Source organism: Delftia sp. 11MD, from assembly GCF_050907895.1.
Taxonomy (GTDB): domain Bacteria; phylum Pseudomonadota; class Gammaproteobacteria; order Burkholderiales; family Burkholderiaceae_C; genus Comamonas; species Comamonas tsuruhatensis.
In genome coordinates this window covers 4,310,315-4,327,115 of the sequence record NZ_CP194333.1, presented here as the reverse complement: position 1 = coordinate 4,327,115, position 16,801 = coordinate 4,310,315, and the positions used below count along the sequence as shown (strand labels likewise).

General features: G+C 67.1%; 13 protein-coding genes. 7 read left to right on the top strand and 6 right to left on the bottom strand.

Going from position 1 to position 16,801, the window contains the following annotated elements:
• Positions 1-1,740 carry a PTS fructose transporter subunit IIC gene (locus ACRSCF_RS19675; RefSeq protein WP_034363049.1) on the top strand — a complete coding sequence of 580 codons (1,740 nt, stop codon included), beginning with the start codon at positions 1-3 and terminating at the stop codon, positions 1,738-1,740.
• 44 nt (positions 1,741-1,784) lie between these two features.
• Here ACRSCF_RS19675 and proX read toward each other — a convergent pair whose 3' ends face one another.
• The 4 genes from proX to ACRSCF_RS19655 all read right to left on the bottom strand — a co-directional run bounded on the left by proX (position 1,785) and on the right by ACRSCF_RS19655 (position 6,777).
• Positions 1,785-2,831: a glycine betaine/L-proline ABC transporter substrate-binding protein ProX gene (gene proX / locus ACRSCF_RS19670; RefSeq protein WP_244386382.1), complete on the bottom strand. Its 1,047-nt coding sequence runs from the start codon at positions 2,829-2,831 to the stop codon at positions 1,785-1,787.
• 110 nt (positions 2,832-2,941) lie between these two features.
• Positions 2,942-4,141 (bottom strand): glycine betaine/L-proline ABC transporter permease ProW, encoded by a 1,200-nt coding sequence (gene proW / locus ACRSCF_RS19665; RefSeq protein ID WP_070080511.1) that lies wholly within the window; start codon positions 4,139-4,141, stop codon positions 2,942-2,944.
• Positions 4,138-5,472: a glycine betaine/L-proline ABC transporter ATP-binding protein ProV gene (proV, locus tag ACRSCF_RS19660; RefSeq protein WP_156815080.1), complete on the bottom strand. Its 1,335-nt coding sequence runs from the start codon at positions 5,470-5,472 to the stop codon at positions 4,138-4,140. Before proV ends, proW begins: the two co-directional genes overlap by 4 nt.
• A gap of 696 nt (positions 5,473-6,168) precedes the next feature.
• Positions 6,169-6,777: a TIGR00645 family protein gene (locus ACRSCF_RS19655; protein ID WP_016445176.1), complete on the bottom strand. Its 609-nt coding sequence runs from the start codon at positions 6,775-6,777 to the stop codon at positions 6,169-6,171.
• Between the two features lie 231 nt (positions 6,778-7,008).
• On the opposite strand from ACRSCF_RS19655, the gene acs reads away from it, so the two are divergent.
• Both acs and ACRSCF_RS19645 read left to right on the top strand, forming a co-directional pair.
• The gene (gene acs / locus ACRSCF_RS19650; RefSeq protein WP_016445177.1) at positions 7,009-9,009 is read left to right on the top strand and encodes an acetate--CoA ligase; all 2,001 of its coding nucleotides are present in this window, start codon (positions 7,009-7,011) and stop codon (positions 9,007-9,009) included.
• A gap of 175 nt (positions 9,010-9,184) precedes the next feature.
• Entirely contained in the window at positions 9,185-9,667 is a 483-nt protein-coding gene (locus ACRSCF_RS19645; protein ID WP_016445178.1) for a hypothetical protein, read from the top strand.
• Positions 9,668-9,773: 106 nt separating this feature from the next.
• On the opposite strand, the gene ACRSCF_RS19640 is transcribed toward ACRSCF_RS19645, so the two are convergent.
• A complete protein-coding gene (locus ACRSCF_RS19640) occupies positions 9,774-10,079 on the bottom strand; it encodes a c-type cytochrome (protein ID WP_016445179.1) in 306 nt (101 codons plus the stop codon).
• A gap of 107 nt (positions 10,080-10,186) precedes the next feature.
• Between ACRSCF_RS19640 and ACRSCF_RS19635 the strand changes: the two genes are divergently transcribed.
• Positions 10,187-10,429, top strand: coding sequence for a TIGR04438 family Trp-rich protein (locus ACRSCF_RS19635; RefSeq protein WP_016445180.1), 243 nt, complete (start codon positions 10,187-10,189; stop codon positions 10,427-10,429).
• A gap of 189 nt (positions 10,430-10,618) precedes the next feature.
• A complete protein-coding gene (gene ilvD, locus ACRSCF_RS19630) occupies positions 10,619-12,478 on the top strand; it encodes a dihydroxy-acid dehydratase (RefSeq protein ID WP_016445181.1) in 1,860 nt (619 codons plus the stop codon).
• A 338-nt stretch (positions 12,479-12,816) separates the two neighbouring features.
• On the opposite strand, the gene bfr is transcribed toward ilvD, so the two are convergent.
• Positions 12,817-13,293 carry a bacterioferritin gene (gene bfr / locus ACRSCF_RS19625; RefSeq protein WP_016445182.1) on the bottom strand — a complete coding sequence of 159 codons (477 nt, stop codon included), beginning with the start codon at positions 13,291-13,293 and terminating at the stop codon, positions 12,817-12,819.
• Positions 13,294-13,558: 265 nt separating this feature from the next.
• Here bfr and ACRSCF_RS19620 point away from each other — a divergent pair, with 265 nt between their 5' ends.
• Positions 13,559-14,401 carry a p-hydroxycinnamoyl CoA hydratase/lyase gene (locus ACRSCF_RS19620; RefSeq protein WP_016445183.1) on the top strand — a complete coding sequence of 281 codons (843 nt, stop codon included), beginning with the start codon at positions 13,559-13,561 and terminating at the stop codon, positions 14,399-14,401.
• A gap of 164 nt (positions 14,402-14,565) precedes the next feature.
• Positions 14,566-16,737 (top strand): acetate--CoA ligase family protein, encoded by a 2,172-nt coding sequence (locus ACRSCF_RS19615; RefSeq protein WP_016445184.1) that lies wholly within the window; start codon positions 14,566-14,568, stop codon positions 16,735-16,737.
• Positions 16,738-16,801 lie beyond the last annotated feature (64 nt).

Genomic DNA, 16,801 nt, shown 5'->3' with positions numbered 1-16,801 from the left:
ATGAACCCTCTTTTTGTGGTGATCGCAGCGGCCGGGCACGACGCCGAAGCGCTGCTGGCCGCCGAAGCCCTGCGCCATGCGGCCGGACAGCGTCCCTTGGCCGTGGAAGTGCGCGCCAGCGGCGGTGTGATCGGGCTGCATGCGGCCGATGCCGCCGCGCAGGCCGGGCAATTGCTGATCGTGGGGGATGCCGGCACCCATGACGATGCAGATACCGCCGCCGATGCCTCCCGCTTCGTGCAGGCCACCGTCGAGCGCTGCAGCCTGCGCGAGGCGCTTGATGATCCGGCCGGCGTGCTTGCACGCTGCGCTGCCGCCAGTCCCGCTGGCGAGCGCATGGGCGAGAACATGGGCAAGCGCATTGTTGCCGTCACCTCCTGCCCCACGGGCATCGCCCATACCTTCATGGCGGCCGAGGGCCTGCAGCGCGGCGCGGCGGCGCTGGGCCACGCCATGCGCGTGGAGACGCAAGGCTCGGTGGGCGCGCTCGATGCGCTGACGCCGCAGGAGATTGCCGAGGCCGACCTGGTCATCATCGCCGCCGACCGCGAGGTCGATCTTTCGCGCTTCGCGGGCAAGCCGTTGCTGCGCAGCGGCACCAAGCCGGCCATACGCGACGGCTCGGGGCTGATCGCCAAGGCGCTGGCCGAAGCCACCGTGCATGGTGCCGCCGTGGGCGCTGCTGCAGGTGGCGCCGCGCCCACGCCGGCCCGGACCCAGGGCGGTGCCTATCGCCACCTGATGACCGGCGTGTCCTTCATGCTGCCCTTCGTCACGGCGGGCGGCATTCTGATCGCGATGGCCTTTGCGCTGGGCGGCATCTATGTCCATGACGATGCGCACCAGGGCACGCTGGGATGGACGCTGTTCCAGATCGGCGCCAAGGGCGGCTTTGCGCTGATGGTGCCGGCGCTGGCCGGCTATATCGCCTATTCCATTGCCGACCGGCCCGGCATTGCGCCGGGCATGATCGGCGGGATGATCGCGTCCAGCATGGGCGCGGGGTTCATCGGCGGCATCGCGGCCGGCTTCATCGCCGGCTACGGCGTGGCCTTCATGGCGGCGCACATCCGGCTGCCGCAGGCGCTCAAGGGCCTGCTGCCCATGCTGATCCTGCCCGTGCTGGGCAGCCTGTTCACGGGGCTGCTGATGTTCTATCTGGTCGGTGCGCCCGTGGCCGAGCTGCTGCAGTGGCTGAGCGCCTGGCTGCGCGGCATGCAGGGCGCCAGTGCCTTGCTGCTGGGCCTGTTGCTGGGCGCGATGATGGCCTTTGACATGGGCGGGCCGGTGAACAAGGCCGCCTATGCGTTTTCCACGGGAATGATCGCGAGCCAGGTCTACACGCCCATGGCTGCGGCCATGATCGCCGGCATGACGCCGCCGCTGGGGCTGGCCCTGGCCACGCGCCTGTTTGCCGACCGCTTCACGCGCGAGGAGCGCGGCAGCGCCGCCTCGGCCGGCGTGCTGGGCCTGGCCTTTGTCACCGAGGGGGCCATTCCCTATGCGGCCCGCGATCCGCTGCGCACGATCCCGGCCCTGGTACTGGGCTCGGCCGTGGCCGGTGCCGTGTCCATGCTGGCGGGGGTGGAGCTGAAGGTGCCGCATGGCGGCATCTTCGTCGCGCCCATTCCCAATGCCGTGACCCACGTGGCCATGTATGCGGTGGCGCTGGTGGCGGGCGTGGTGGTCACGGCCATCGCCCTGCGCATGTTCAAAAGGCCCGCCGAAGCGGGCCTTTGAAGCAGGAAGCCGGGGGAGCGCCTGGCGCGGCTCCCCCGCAGCGTTCAGCGGGCTGCGGCGCGGGCCTGTTCCAGCCAGCCGTCGAAGGTCTTCTGGTGGGCCTTGATCCAGCCGTCCACATGGCGGTTGATGTCCGAAGGCTTGCTCTGGCCCTGGCTCATCATGTGGTTCTGTGCGCTGATGTCACCCACGGGGACCTGCATCAGCTCGAACAACTTGGCGGCATCGGGATGCTTGTCGGTGAAGGCCTTGTTGGCGATGATCTGCTGCTTGTTCACCACGAAGCCGTAGTTCTTGCCGTTGGGCAGCTTGGTGTCCAGCTTGGCCTGCTCGCCGGGCAGCGAGGAGAACGGCACCTCCAGCCATACCACGTCCTTGCCGGGCTTGAGCACGTTGCTCACCCAGTAGGGCGTCCAGGTGTAGTAGAGGATGGGCTTGCCGGCCTTGTAGCGCGAGATGGTGTCGGCGATCAGCGCCGAGTAGGTGCCCTGCTTGTGGGTCACGGTGTCGCGCAGCTTGTAGGCCGTCAGGTGGTGCTCGATCACGGCCTCGCAGCCCCAGCCCGGCGTGCAGCCGGTGAGGTCGGCCTTGCCGTCGCCGTCCGAGTCGAACAGCTTGGCGATCTTGGGGTCCTTGAGCTGGCCGAGGTTGGTGATCTTGTATTCGTCGGCCGTCTTCTTGTCCATCAGGTAGCCCTGGGCGGCGTTGTCCGAGTACACGCCCTTGCGGAACAGCTTGGCGTCGCCGCCCGCGTTCTTGTAGTAGTCGGCGTGCAGCGGGTTCCAGTGCGTGGCCAGGAAAGTGGCATCGCCATTGGCAATCGCCACGTGGGCCGTGGGGTACTCGACTTCCTGGAAGGGCTGCACGTCGTAGCCCAGTTTCTCCAGGGCCTTCATGACGATCAGGGTCTGGAAGCTTTCTTCAGCGATGGAGCTCTTGAGCGGCGACACCTTCACGCCCTTGCCGGGCTGGTCGCTGGCGGCCGATGCGCCTGCGCAGGCCAGTGCGATGCCGGCAGCCATCGTGGCGGTGCGCAGCCAGTGGCTGGCAGTGGCAGTTGGCAGTCGATTGTGGTTCAGGGCTTGGTTCATCCTCGGGTTCCTCCGTTGTGTGATGAAAGGGGAGTGGGCGGCCAGCCTGGCTGGCCGCTTTTCGGGAAGGCGGCGCGGCAGTGGGCCCATCCGCGCCGCAGTGAAGGCATTCAGCTGGTGCTGCCACGATGGACCGGCTTGTTGCCGGCGCCCAGCAGGCGGGCAATGCAGCCGGCGGGGCCGCTGTGCCACCAGCGCGCACCGCCACGGGTCGTCTGCCCCATGGCCTGGGTGATGCGGTCCAGCACGATGGCCAGCAGCACGATGCCCAGTCCACCCACGGTGGCCAGGCCCATGTCCAGGCGGCCGATGCCGCGCAGCACCATCTGGCCCAGGCCGCCCACGGCGATCATGGAGGCGATCACCACCATGGACAGCGACAGCATCAGCGCCTGGTTCACGCCCGCCATGATGGACGGCATGGCCAGCGGCAACTGCACCTTCCACAGCAACTGCCAGGGCGATGCGCCATAGGCGCGGCTGGCTTCGATCAGGTCGGGGCGCACCTGGCGGATGCCCAGGTTGGTCAGGCGGATCAGCGGCGGCAGCGCGAAGATGATGGTCACGATCACGCCGGGCACGTTGCCGATGCCGAACAGCATCACCACGGGCACCAGGTAGACGAAGGCCGGCGTGGTCTGCATGGCGTCGAGCAGCGGGCGTGTCCAGCGCTGCGCACGGTCGCTGGAGGCCAGCAAAATCCCCGCGGGCAAGCCGATGACCATGCAGAAAACCAGCGAGGTCAGCACCAGGGACAGCGTCACCATGGCCTCGGGCCAGATGTCCAGCATGGCGACCACCACCAGCGAGACGGCGGCGCCAATGGCCATGGCGCGGCCCGCGAACTGCCAGGCCACCAGGGTCAGGATCAGGATCAGCAGCGGCCAGGGCAGGGCCAGCATGGCATCGGTGATGCCCGACAGCGTGCCGTCGATGGGCGTGCGCACGGCCTGGAAGAAGGGGCGGAAATGGTGGACTACCCATTCCAGGCCGCTGTTGATCCAGCCCTGCACGGGCAGGCCGTCGGTGGTCAATTGGTGCCAGAGGCTGGCATGGGCGTCGTCGGGAACGCCCGAGCCGGCCGAGGCGCCCAGCCAGTCACCGCCTGCGGCATCACCGCCGCTGGCGGCGCCCCAGGGATCGGCCGGGGCATCGGGTGCCGGCGTGGCGGCGGTGGCCCAGGGATCGGCGCTTGTAGAGGCTGCAGAGGCTGGGGAGTCGGTGGAAGCAGGGGCTGCGCTCGCATCGGCCCAGGGATCGGTGGCGGCAGCGGCGGTGTTCGGGTTCAGGCTGTTGGTTGCATCGCTCATGCGGCATCTCCTTGTCGTTGTTCGATCGGCTCCACGGTGGGCGCGACGGTGGGGGCGACGGTGGGGGCGTTGGAGGCCGGGAAATGCGGGTTGAGCGTGACGGGCGGCACGATCTCCTGCGGCGGCGGCACGGGCGGCGTGTCGCGGTCCAGGAAGCGCAGCATGGTGGTGCGGCTGACCACGCCCATGAACTGGCCGTCGTCGTTGGTCACCGGCAGCGCGCAGGGCGCAGCGGCCACGGGCCCGAACAGCTCGGCCACCGGCGTGCCTGCGGACAGCGGCTCGACGTTGGGCAGGAAGGCGTGGCTCAGGCCCAGCATGCCCGGGCGGCCATGCAGTGCGTCGCGCAGCGATTGCGAGGACACCACGCCCAGGAAGCGGCGGCGCGCGTTGACCACATAGGCGTAGTCGCGGTCGGAGTCCTCCAGCAGGCGCTGGGCGGCGCGGCAGCCGCGGTCGCTGTGCTCCGACACCACGGTCAGGGCCTGGCGCGCAATGTCCCCGGCCTTGAAGACAGAGGCCGCATCCACGCCACGCACGAAGCTGCGCACATAGTCGTCGGCAGGGCTGCGCAGGATCTCGTCGGGCGTGCCGACCTGGATCACCTGGCCGTCCTTCATGATGGCGATGCGGTCGCCGATGCGCATGGCCTCGTCCAGGTCATGCGAGATGAAGACGATGGTGCGGCGCTGGATCTGCTGCAGGCGCAGCAGCTCGGACTGCATCTCCGTGCGGATGATGGGGTCCAGGGCCGAGAAGGCCTCGTCCATCAGCAGGATGGACGGATCGGACGCCAGCGCCCGGGCCAGGCCCACGCGCTGCTGCATGCCGCCCGACAGCTCGTCGGGATAGCTGGCGCCCCAGGCGCCCAGGCCCACCTGCTCCAGCGCGGCCTGGGCCTGCTTCTGGCGCTCGGCCTTGTCGGCGCCGGCCAGCTCCAGGCCGAAGGCCGTGTTGTCCAGCACCGTCATGTGCGGCATCAGCGCAAAGGACTGGAACACCATGGAGATGTCCTTGCGGCGCAGCGCGCGCAGATCGCGCTCGCTCAGGGCATTGATGTCCTGGCCATCGACCACGATGCGCCCGGCCGTGGGCTCGATCAGGCGGTTGAGCATGCGCACCAGGGTGGACTTGCCCGAGCCCGACAGGCCCATGACGACGAAGATCTCGCCGGCCTCGATGGTGAAGTCGGCGTCGAACACGCCGATGGACTGGCCCGTGCGCTCCAGGATCTCCTGTTTGCTCAGGCCTTGTTGGACGAGCTCGAGTGCGGTCCTGGGGTCGTCCCCGAAAACCTTGAACACATGATCGATGATGATCTGCTTGGCCACTGTGGCGTTCTCCTTTTGGGTGAGATGGAACACAGTCCAGCGTCCTCGACGGGCGAAGACGCTGGCGCGCAAGCCAAAAATGAAGCCCTGATGCCGTTCGCTGCAGGGGACGGCCGTCCCCCGTTGCTGGAATTCAAACAGGTGCGAAAGCACCCGAGACGGCTCGGATGGCACGCGAAGCGGTGCGCAAGAGCCAGAGGTCGAGAGCAGCCGGCGGCAAGCGCGCGCGGTGTCTCAGGCGGGCATCGTGGCTGAAGATCAGCCAGCGCGATGCCCCACAACATCAGGACCGAGTTTCGGCCCGGTTGACGGGGCTGTGCCGGGAGCACAACGATCCGCCGGAGGGATCGGCAGGCCGTGAAGACGGTGCCGATGACCTGCTTGGCAGGTTGTAAAGAAGCCGAAATTATATAAAACAGGTTTTACTGCGTCAAAACGCATGAGCCGGAAAAGGCCTGTTTCGGGCTGTTTCAAGCCCTTGAGGGCTGCAATCCGGTCAGTATTTGCTCACTTAATGAGAGCATAGAGATCATGATTCAAAAGGCATATGCTGTCATCGATGAATAAAATCGGTCAAGCGTCAGCTTGAGGAAAGCTTCAGGCCCGATCTGCGGCAAAAAGCGTGCCTGCGCCCGCCCATGAAAAAAGCCCCGCAGCGGCTGGCGCTGCGGGGCTTCGGTGAGGGATGCCGCCGGCTCAGTGGTTGCCGGCCGTGCTGTTGATCAGCTTGTCGGTGTAGGCGATGGCCAGGGCACTGGCCAGGAAGGTGACGTGGATGATGGTCTGCCACATCAGCACCTTGACGTCGTAGCTGCCTGCGTTGATGAAGGTCTTGAGCAGGTGGATGGAGCTGATGCCGATGATGGACAGGGCCAGCTTCACCTTGAGGATGGAGGCGTTCACGTGGCCCAGCCACTCGGGCTGGTCGGGGTGGCTGTCCAGGCCCAGGCGGCTGACGAAGGTTTCGTAGCCGCCCACGATGACCATGATCAGCAGGTTGGAGATCATCACCACGTCGATCAGCGCCAGCACCACCAGCATGATGATGGTTTCGTTGAGCGCGCCGATGGGCGCATCGTGCTTGTAGCCGATGCTGGTGATCAGCGCCTGCAGCGCTTCCTGGTTGCCGAAGGCGGCCTCGATCAGGTGCCACAGCTCCAGCAGGAAGTGCCAGACATAGACGCCCTGGGCGGCGATCAGGCCCAGGTACAGCGGCAGCTGCAGCCAGCGGCTGGCGAAGATCAGGGAGGGCAGGGGACGCAGGGGGGAGCCGGGGGCTCGGTTGGAGTTTTGCTGGCGGGCCATGGTGGTCGGTCGCGCTTGTCTTGCGTGGGGGCGTGGATGGGAGGGGACAATGGCCGTGGAAAACGGGCGCGCGATTTTAGCGGCGAAACAGGCCATTGCCGGTGACAGCCAGGAACTGCGGGGAATCCCCAGGTAGACGCGCCCAAGGGTGTTTCAGTCAGTGGCATGTAAGACCGGCCCCCGACAGTCACACCACAATTTTTATTTGGCCAGCCCAGGAGACAAGCAAGCATGAGCACCGCAACAGCATCCCCCATTGAATCGGTACTGGTGGAGAACCGGGTCTTCCCGCCGCCGGCAGACTTTGCCGCCAAGGCCCGCATCTCCGGCATGGAGCAGTACAAGGCGCTGTGCGCCGAGGCAGAGAACGACTACCAGGGCTTCTGGGCCCGCCTGGCGCGCGAGAACGTGGTCTGGTCCAAGCCCTTCACCCAGGTGCTGGACGACAGCAATCCCCCCTTCTTCCGCTGGTTCGCCGACGGCGAACTCAACGCCAGCGCTAATTGCCTGGACAAGCACATGGGCACGGCCGTCGAGCACAAGACGGCCATCATCTTCGAGGCCGATGGCGGCGAGGTCACCAAGGTAAGCTACCGCGAGCTGCTGGAGCGCGTCTCGCAGTTCGCCAACGCGCTCAAGGCGCAGGGCGTGCAAAAGGGTGACCGTGTCCTGATCTACATGCCCATGACCATCGAGGGCGTGGTGGCCATGCAGGCCTGCGCGCGCATCGGCGCCACGCACAGCGTGGTGTTCGGCGGCTTCTCGGCCAAGGCGGTGCAGGAACGCATCGTCGACGTGGGCGCCGTGGCGGTGATCACCGCCAACTACCAGATGCGCGGCGGCAAGGAACTGCCGCTCAAGGCCATCGTGGACGACGCGCTGGCGCTGGGCGGCTGCGAGGCCGTGCGCCATGTCTTCGTCTACGAGCGCACGGCCACGGCCTGTGCCATGACGGCGGGCCGCGACAAGACCTTCGGCGAGATCCTGGCCGGCCAGAGCACGGAGTGCGCGCCCGTGGCCGTGGATTCCGAGCACCCGCTGTTCATCCTCTACACCAGCGGCTCCACCGGCAAGCCCAAGGGCGTGCAGCACTGCACGGGCGGCTACGTGCTGTGGGCCAAGCAGACCATGGAGTGGACCTTCGACCTCAAGCCCAGCGACGTGTTCTGGTGCACGGCCGACATCGGCTGGATCACCGGCCACACCTACGTGGCCTATGGGCCGCTGGCCGCTGGCGCCACGCAGATCGTGTTCGAGGGCGTGCCCACCTTCCCCAATGCGGGCCGCTTCTGGCAGATGATCGAGCGCCACGGCTGCACCATCTTCTACACGGCTCCCACGGCCATCCGCTCACTGATCAAGGCCGCCGACAGCGATGCCGCCGTGCATCCGAAGAACTGGAACCTGTCCAGCCTGCGCCTGCTGGGCAGCGTGGGCGAGCCCATCAATCCCGAGGCCTGGATGTGGTACCACAAGCATGTGGGCGGCGAGCGCTGCCCCATCGTGGACACCTTCTGGCAGACCGAAAACGGGGGCCACGTGATCGCCCCCATGCCGGGTGCCACCCCGCTGGTGCCGGGTTCGTGCACGCTGCCGCTGCCGGGCATCATGGCCGCCATCGTCGACGAGACCGGCCACGAACTGCCCAACGGCGCAGGCGGCCTGCTGGTGGTCACCAAGCCCTGGCCCAGCATGATCCGCACCATCTGGGGCGACCCCGAGCGCTTCAAGAAGAGCTATTTCCCGGCCGAACTCGGCGGGCAGACCTATCTGGCAGGCGACGGCGCCGTGCGCAGCGAGGACCGGGGCTACTTCCGCATCACCGGTCGCATCGACGACGTGCTCAATGTCTCCGGCCACCGCATGGGCACGATGGAGATCGAATCGGCCCTGGTCGCCAAGACGGATCTGGTGGCCGAGGCCGCCGTCGTGGGCCGCCCCGACGATCTGACCGGCGAGGCCATCTGCGCCTTCGTGGTACTGAAGCGGGCACGCCCCACGGGCGAGGAAGCCAAGCAGATCGCCAAGGAGCTGCGCGACTGGGTGGCCAAGGAAATCGGCCCCATCGCCAAGCCCAAGGACATCCGCTTCGGCGACAACCTGCCCAAGACGCGCAGCGGCAAGATCATGCGCCGCCTGCTGCGCTCGATTGCCAAGGGCGAGGCCATCACCCAGGACACGAGCACGCTGGAGAACCCGGCCATCCTCGACCAGCTGGCCGAGACGAACTGAGGTCCGACACGACCGCCATGAAGAACCGGAGCCCTGGCTCCGGTTTTTTCTTGGCCGGACTGCGGGCGGCGCCCTGTCTTGCAGTCCTATTTTGTGTGGGCCGACAGCTCAGGCATGATGGTTGCGGTACAACCGAAGCTGTTGCTTTCACCACTGCCGAGGGAGGCCTTTCACCATGAATCTGAGAACCCTGTCGTTGCTGATCACCGTGGCCCTGATTGCGCTGCTGGCGGCATTCAACTGGAACACGCTGGCCGCGCCATCCGTCGTGTCGCTGGGCGTCACCGATGTCCAGGCGCCGCTGGGCGTGCTGATGCTGGCGCTGACCTGCCTGCTGGGCGTGTTCTTCGTCGCCTATGTGCTGTGGCTGCAGGGCTCGGTGCTGATGGAGGCGCGCCGACACGCCAAGGAAATGCAGGCCCAGCGCGACCTGGCCGACAAGGCCGAGGCCTCGCGCTTCACCGAGCTGCGCACCGTGCTGGAAGACCTGCATGCGCGTGACAAGGAGGTGCTGATGGCGCGGCTGGATGCGCTGGAGGCCCATCTGGTGCAGCGCGCCCAGGAGTCGGACAACAGCACGGCCGCCTATGTGGGGCAGCTGGAGCAGCAGGTACGCCTGCACCAGCAGCCCGGCACGGGCGCTGCGGACTACAGGTAAGGGGGCCGGGCCCGGATTCACCGGCGGACCATGAAAAAACCGCGCGACTTGCGTTGCGCGGTTTTTTTGCGGGCCCTGAGGCGGGGCCCCGAAGGAAAGGCGGAGCCTACTTCAGCGACATCACCCAGGCGGCCAGCTTCTTGGCATCGGCTTCGTTGACCTGGGGGTTGGCGGGCATGGGAACCGGGCCCCAGACGCCGCTGCCGCCCTTCATGATCTTGCCTGCCAGCTTGTCCACGGCGTCCTTCTGGCCGGCGTACTTGGCGGCCACATCCTTGTAGGAGGGGCCCACCAGCTTCTTGTCCACTGCGTGGCATGCCATGCAGTTCTTGGAGGTGGCAAGTGCCTGGTCGGCCATGGCGGGGGCCACGGCGGCGACGGTCAGGGCAAATGCAATCAATGTCTGCTTCATCATGAGTTCCTGGGGTGTTGTCGGGAATAATTATGCGAACCATTGTAGTGGGCGCGCATGCGTGATGCGTTACCTCGTGTGAAGCGCTTTGTGGCGAAGGAGAAGTGATGTATCTGTTGGGAATTGCGGTCCTGCTCACCCTGCTCAAGCTGGCCGATATCGAACCTGTCGCCACCTGGTCGTGGTACGTCATCCTGGGCGCCTATGGCTTGACGGCGGCCTGGTGGGCCTGGGCGGACATGTCGGGCTACACCAAGCGGCGCGCGGCCGACAAGATCGAACAGCGGCGCCTGAAGCGCATCGAAAAGAACAAGGAAGCCATGGGCACGGGCACGCGTTCGCGCCGCTGATCGGATCTGAATTGCGCAGCAGGCTTCGCCGCAGGCGATGCCTGGGGTCTGCAAAGGGGCGGTCCACGCCGGCCGGGGCATTCCTGCGCCCCAGCGGTGCGGCGGGTGCTGCGCCATAATCTTCGCCCAGACCCTGGCCTTCCCCACAGGACCAGGGACGGACCGAGACGACAGACAACTGGATTGCCCATGCCCGCATACCGTTCCAAGACTTCCACCGGCGGCCGCAACATGGCTGGTGCGCGCGCCCTGTGGCGTGCCACCGGCATGAAGGATGGCGACTTCGACAAGCCCATCATCGCCATCGCCAATTCCTTCACGCAGTTCGTGCCCGGCCACGTCCACCTCAAGGACCTGGGCCAGCTGGTGGCGCGCGAGATCGAGGCCGCAGGCGGCGTGGCCAAGGAATTCAACACCATCGCCGTGGACGACGGCATCGCCATGGGCCACGACGGCATGTTGTACTCGCTGCCCAGCCGCGACATCATCGCGGACTCGGTGGAGTACATGGTCAACGCCCACTGTGCCGACGCGCTGGTGTGCATCTCCAACTGCGACAAGATCACCCCCGGCATGCTGATGGCCGCCATGCGGCTGAACATTCCCGTGATCTTCGTCTCGGGCGGCCCCATGGAAGCGGGCAAGACCAAGCTGGCCAATCCCACCACGCACACGCTGGAGTTCAAGAAGCTGGACCTGGTCGATGCCATGGTGATCGCGGCCGACTCCAACTACACCGACGAGCAGGTCGCCCAGGTCGAGCGCTCGGCCTGCCCCACCTGCGGTTCCTGCTCGGGCATGTTCACCGCCAACTCCATGAACTGCCTGACCGAGGCCCTGGGCCTGTCCCTGCCCGGCAACGGCACGGTGCTGGCCACGCATGCCGACCGCGAGGAATTGTTCAAGCGCGCCGGCCGCCGCATCGTCGAGCTGGCCCGCGAGTACTACGAGCAGGAAGACGCATCCGTGCTGCCGCGCTCGGTGGGCTTCAAGGCCTTCGAGAACGCGATGACGCTGGACATCGCCATGGGCGGCTCCACCAACACCATCCTGCACCTGCTGGCCATTGCCCGTGAAGCCGAGATCGACTTCACCATGGCCGACATCGACCGCCTCTCGCGCCAGGTGCCCCAGCTGTGCAAGGTCGCGCCCAACACGCAGAAGTACCACATCGAGGATGTGCACCGCGCCGGCGGCATCTTCGCCATCCTGGGCGAGCTGGCTCGCGCCGGAAAGCTGCACACCGACGTGCCCACCGTGCACGCCAAGACCCTGGGCGAAGGCCTGGCGCAGTGGGACATCACCACCACCCAGGACGAAGCCGTGCGGCACTTCTACCTGGCAGGACCGGCCGGCATCCCTACCCAGGTGGCCTTCAGCCAGAACACGCGCTGGCCCAGCCTGGACCTGGACCGTGCAGAAGGCTGCATCCGCTCCTACGAGCACGCCTTCTCCAAGGAGGGCGGCCTGGCCGTGCTGACGGGCAACATCGCCCTGGACGGCTGCGTGGTCAAGTCGGCCGGCGTGGACGAAAGCATCCATGTGTTCGAGGGCACGGCCCACGTGACCGAGTCGCAGGACGAGGCCGTGCAGAACATCCTGGACGACAAGGTCAAGGCCGGTGACATCGTCATCGTGCGCTACGAAGGCCCCAAGGGCGGCCCCGGCATGCAGGAAATGCTGTACCCGACCAGCTACATCAAGTCCAAGGGCCTGGGCAAGGCCTGCGCGCTGCTGACGGACGGGCGCTTCTCGGGCGGCACCTCGGGCCTGTCCATCGGCCACTGCTCTCCTGAAGCTGCCGCTGGCGGCGCCATCGGTCTGGTGAAGAACGGCGACCGCATCCGCATCGACATTCCCAACCGCAGCATCAACGTGCTGGTCTCCGACGAGGAACTGGCCCGCCGCCGCGCCGAGCAGGATGCCAAGGGCTGGAAGCCCGCCCAGCCGCGCCCGCGCAAGGTCTCGGCCGCGCTCAAGGCCTATGCCAAGCTGGTGATGTCGGCCGACAAGGGCGCCGTGCGCGACCTGTCGCTGCTGGACGACTGACACCGGGCTGCACCGCTGCCCGGCGGTGCGCACCCGATGGAAATGAAAAGGGATGGAAGGCCTTGCGGCTTTCCATCCCTTTTTCTTTTCTCTTCTCTCAGGCCCTTGAGGGCTCTTGTTTCATCGTGGGGCGACCGGCTTGCCGTTTCATCGTGGCTGCCGGTTCGGGTTTTCATCGTGGAGCAAACAGCCCACTCTCATTTATGGGAAGTGCCTGAAAAACTGGCGCGGCCAAAACAAGGGACAGCGAGCAAGGGCCGCCCCGCCGCGAGGCTGTCGTCCCCCTCCCGCGAAGCGAGAGAGGGGGAAGGCGCGAAGCGCCTCAGGGGGAGCTTCATTCAGGCCGGTTCGCCCATCTTGCTTTGCAGGTAGTTGGGCAGGCCGATCTTCTCGATCAGGCCCAGTTGCTTCTCCAGCCAGTAGGCGTGGTCTTCCTCGGTGTCGCGCAGCTGGGCCAGCAGCAGGTCGCGGCTGTTGTAGTCGCCGTGGCGCTCGCACAGGGCCATGGCCGAGCGCAGGCTGTCGCGCACGCGGTATTCGGTGGCCAGGTCCTTGCGCAGCATCTCTTCTACGGTCTCGCCGGGCGTGAACTCGTGCGGGCGCATGTCGGGGCGGCCGCCCAGGAACAGGATGCGGCGCAGGATGGCGTCGGCGTGCTGGGTTTCCTCTTCCATCTCATGGCCGATGCGCTCGAACAGGCGCAGCAGGCCCTGGTCCTCGTACTGGCGCGAGTGGATGAAGTACTGGTCGCGTGCGGAAAGTTCGCCGCGCAGCAGCTCTATGAGGCATTCGATGACTTCTGGCTGGCCTTGCATGTTCTTCTTCTCCTGACTGTGTTGAACACCGCAAGTATCGCGTGAACCCCCGGATCGGCCAAAACGCCTGCCGCAATTCCCCGCGGGCCGCGCATTGCATGCATGCGCGACGCAGAAGCATTCGCATCGCCACCGGTCTGGGTGGAGGCGGGGCCTAGGGTAAACGCTGTATTGCTATGTCGAATAATAGTTATTTATCATAACGATTATGGATCCGAAGCATCGGTGTCCAACCTCCCATTTCCCTTTTGCACAAGGAAGCGCAATGAGCACCGAACGTACCGAAGAACAGACCGTGTCCTGCACCGTCGAAGGCCGCGTGGCCTGGGTGAAATTCAACCGCCCCGAAAAGCGCAACGCCATGAGCCCCCAGCTCAACCGCCAGATGATGCGCGTGCTCGACGACCTGGAGTTCCGTGACGACGTGGGCGTGGTCGTTCTGGCCGGTGAGGGCACGGCCTGGACTGCCGGCATGGACCTGAAGGAATACTTCCGCGAGACCGAGGCCACGGGCCTGGCCGGCACCCGCAAGGCCCAGCGCGAGAGCTATGGCTGGTGGCGCCGCCTGCGCTGGTTCCAGAAGCCGACCATCGCCATGGTCAACGGCTGGTGCTTCGGCGGCGGCTACGGCCCGCTGTTCGCCTGCGACCTGGCCTTTGCCTCGGATGACGCCAAGTTCGGCCTGTCCGAAATCAACTGGGGCATCCTGCCCGGCGGCGGCGCCTCCAAGGTGGCGGTGGAGCTGCTGTCCTTCCGCCGTGCCATGTACCACGCCATGCTCGGCGAGAACATCGACGGCCGCACGGCGGCCGAGTGGGGCCTGGTCAACGAATCCCTGCCGGCCGACCGCCTGCAGGCCCGCGTCACCGAAGTGGCCGAGGCCCTGCTGCAGAAGAACCCCATCGCCCTGAAGGCCACCAAGGACGCCATCCGCCGCGTGCGCGACATGAGCTACGACAACGCCGAGGACTATCTGGTGCGTGCCCAGGAAGCCGCCAACAGCTTCGACAACGAAGGCCGCAAGGAAGGCATGCGCCAGTTCCTGGACGACAAGACCTACAAGCCAGGTCTCGGAACCTACGACTTGAGCAAGCAAGTCACCCCCTGAGGCGCTTCGCGCCTTCCCCCTCTCTAACTCGCTTCGCGAGGGAGGGGGACGACACCCTCAGTGCGGGGCGGCGCGGCCGGCTTAGGCCCTTCCTCGGTGTCCCTCGCTTGGGCAGCGTCCACCACGCGCGGTAGGCCTCCCAGCTTTAATCATTGGAGACAAGAATGACAACGACAGAGATGGCGGCCGCCGTGCGGCCCGACATCGGCAGGCTGCTGAGGCCGCGTTCCATCGCCATCGTCGGCGCCTCGGCCACGCCGGGGGCGCTGGGCGCATCGGTGCTGGGCAATCTGGAGCGCAACGGCTTCGCTGGCGACATCCACCTGATCAATCCCAAGCGCAGCGAGATCGCCGGCCGGGCCTGCCTGGCTTCGGTGGACCAGCTGCCCGAGGGCGTTGACGTGGCCGTGCTGGCCATCCCCCAGCCCTTTGTGCTGGACACGGTGCGCGCGCTGGCGGCGCGGCGCGTGGGCGCGGTGGTGATCTTCTCGGCCGGCTTTGCCGAGGCAGGCGAGCGCGGCATGGCCGAGCAGCGCGAGATCGCACGCATTGCCGCCGAGGCCGGCATGGTGGTGGAGGGTCCCAACTGCCTGGGCTGCATCAACTACCTGCAGCGCGTGCCGCTGACCTTTGTCGAGGTGAATATCGACGCGCAGCAGGTCGATGCCGCGCGGCCCGCCATTGGCGTGGTCTCGCAAAGCGGCGCCATGATGACCGTGCTGTGCACCACGCTGGCCAGCCGCGCGCTGCCGCTGTCGCACGCCATCTCCACGGGCAACGAGGCCGCCAGCCATGCCGAGGACTATGTGGACTTCCTGCTGGAGCAGCCTTCCACGCGCGTGGTCGCCATGATCGTCGAGCAGTTCCGCCAGCCCGGGCGCATTCTGGCCGCCGTGGCCCGTGCGCGCAGCCTGGGCAAGTCGGTGGTGCTGCTGCATCCGGGCAAGAGCAGCGCGGCGCGCGCCTCGGCCGCCACGCACACCGGCGCCATGGCCGGCGACTATGCGCTGATGCGCACCAAGCTGGAACGCGCAGGCGCTGTGTTTGCCGAGACACTGGAGGAGCTGGGCGACATCGCCGAGATCGCCATCCGCTGCCCGGTGCTGCCATCGGCTGGTGCAGCCGGTGCAGCAGCTGCAGCTGGAGTTGCCGTGCTGGGCGAGTCCGGTGCCTTCAAGGCGTTGACGCTGGACTGGGCCGAGGAGCTGGGCCTGGCGCTGCCGGCCATCGGCGACGATGACTCGCCCGCGCTGCGGGCTGCGCTGCCCGAGTTCGTGGGCGTGAGCAACCCGCTGGACCTCACGGCCCAGGGCCTGGTCGAGCCGGACCTGTATTTCCGCACGCTGGATGCGCTGTTTGGCGATGCGCGCTTTTCCACCGTCCTGGTCGGCCTGATCCAGGGCGACCCGGTGACCTGCGGCATCAAGATGCCGCCCGTGCTGCGCGCCGTGCGCGAGCTGCGGCCGGCCAAGCCCGTCGTCGTGGCGGGCCTGGACGAGGGCGCGGCCGTGCCTGCCGAGTTCATCGCCGAGATGCGTGCGCTGGGCGTGCCGTATTTCCCCAGCACCGAGCGTGCCCTGCGCGCCGTGCAGCGCCTGACCGCCTTCAGCGAGCGCAGTTTCGAGTGCACCGATGCCCAGCCCGTCGCGCTGGCCCTGCCCGCAGGCCGCACGGTGGTGCCCGAGTACGAATCCAAGGCCGTGCTGGCCCAGGCCGGCGTGCCGTTTGCGAAGGGCCGCCTGGCCACCTCGGCCGAGCAGGCCGTGGCGATTGCGGCGGAGATCGGCTGGCCCGTGGCGCTCAAGGCGCAGTCGGCCGACCTCAGCCACAAGAGCGATGCAGGCGGCGTGATCCTGAACATTGCCGATGCGCAGGCCATGGGCGAGGCCTGGAGCCGGCTGCATGCGAATGTGGCCGCCTATGACAGCGCCATTGCGCTGGACGGCGTGCTGGTCGAGGCCATGGGCCGGCGTGGCCTGGAGATGATCATCGGCGCGCGCAACGATCCGCAGTGGGGTCCCGTGATCCTGGCGGGCCTGGGCGGCGTGACGGCCGAGATCATGCGCGACGCGCGCCTGCTGGACGCCGACCTGTCCACCAGCGAGGTGCTGCGCGAGCTGGACCGCCTGCAGGGCGCGCCGCTGCTGCACGGCTACCGTGGCGCCCCGGCGCTGGACCGCCAGGCGCTGGCCGAACTCATCGTGCGCCTGGGCCAGGTGCTGCGCGGCACGCCGGCCATCCGCGAGATCGACCTCAACCCGGTCATCGTGCTGCCCGAAGGGCAGGGCGTGGTGGCGCTCGATGCGCTGATGCTGGTCGAGCACAGCGCCGGCTGATGCCCGCGCAAGGGCTGGCGCGGCGCGCCGGCCCTTTTCATGCGCAGCCCTGTCTCGCTTTCCC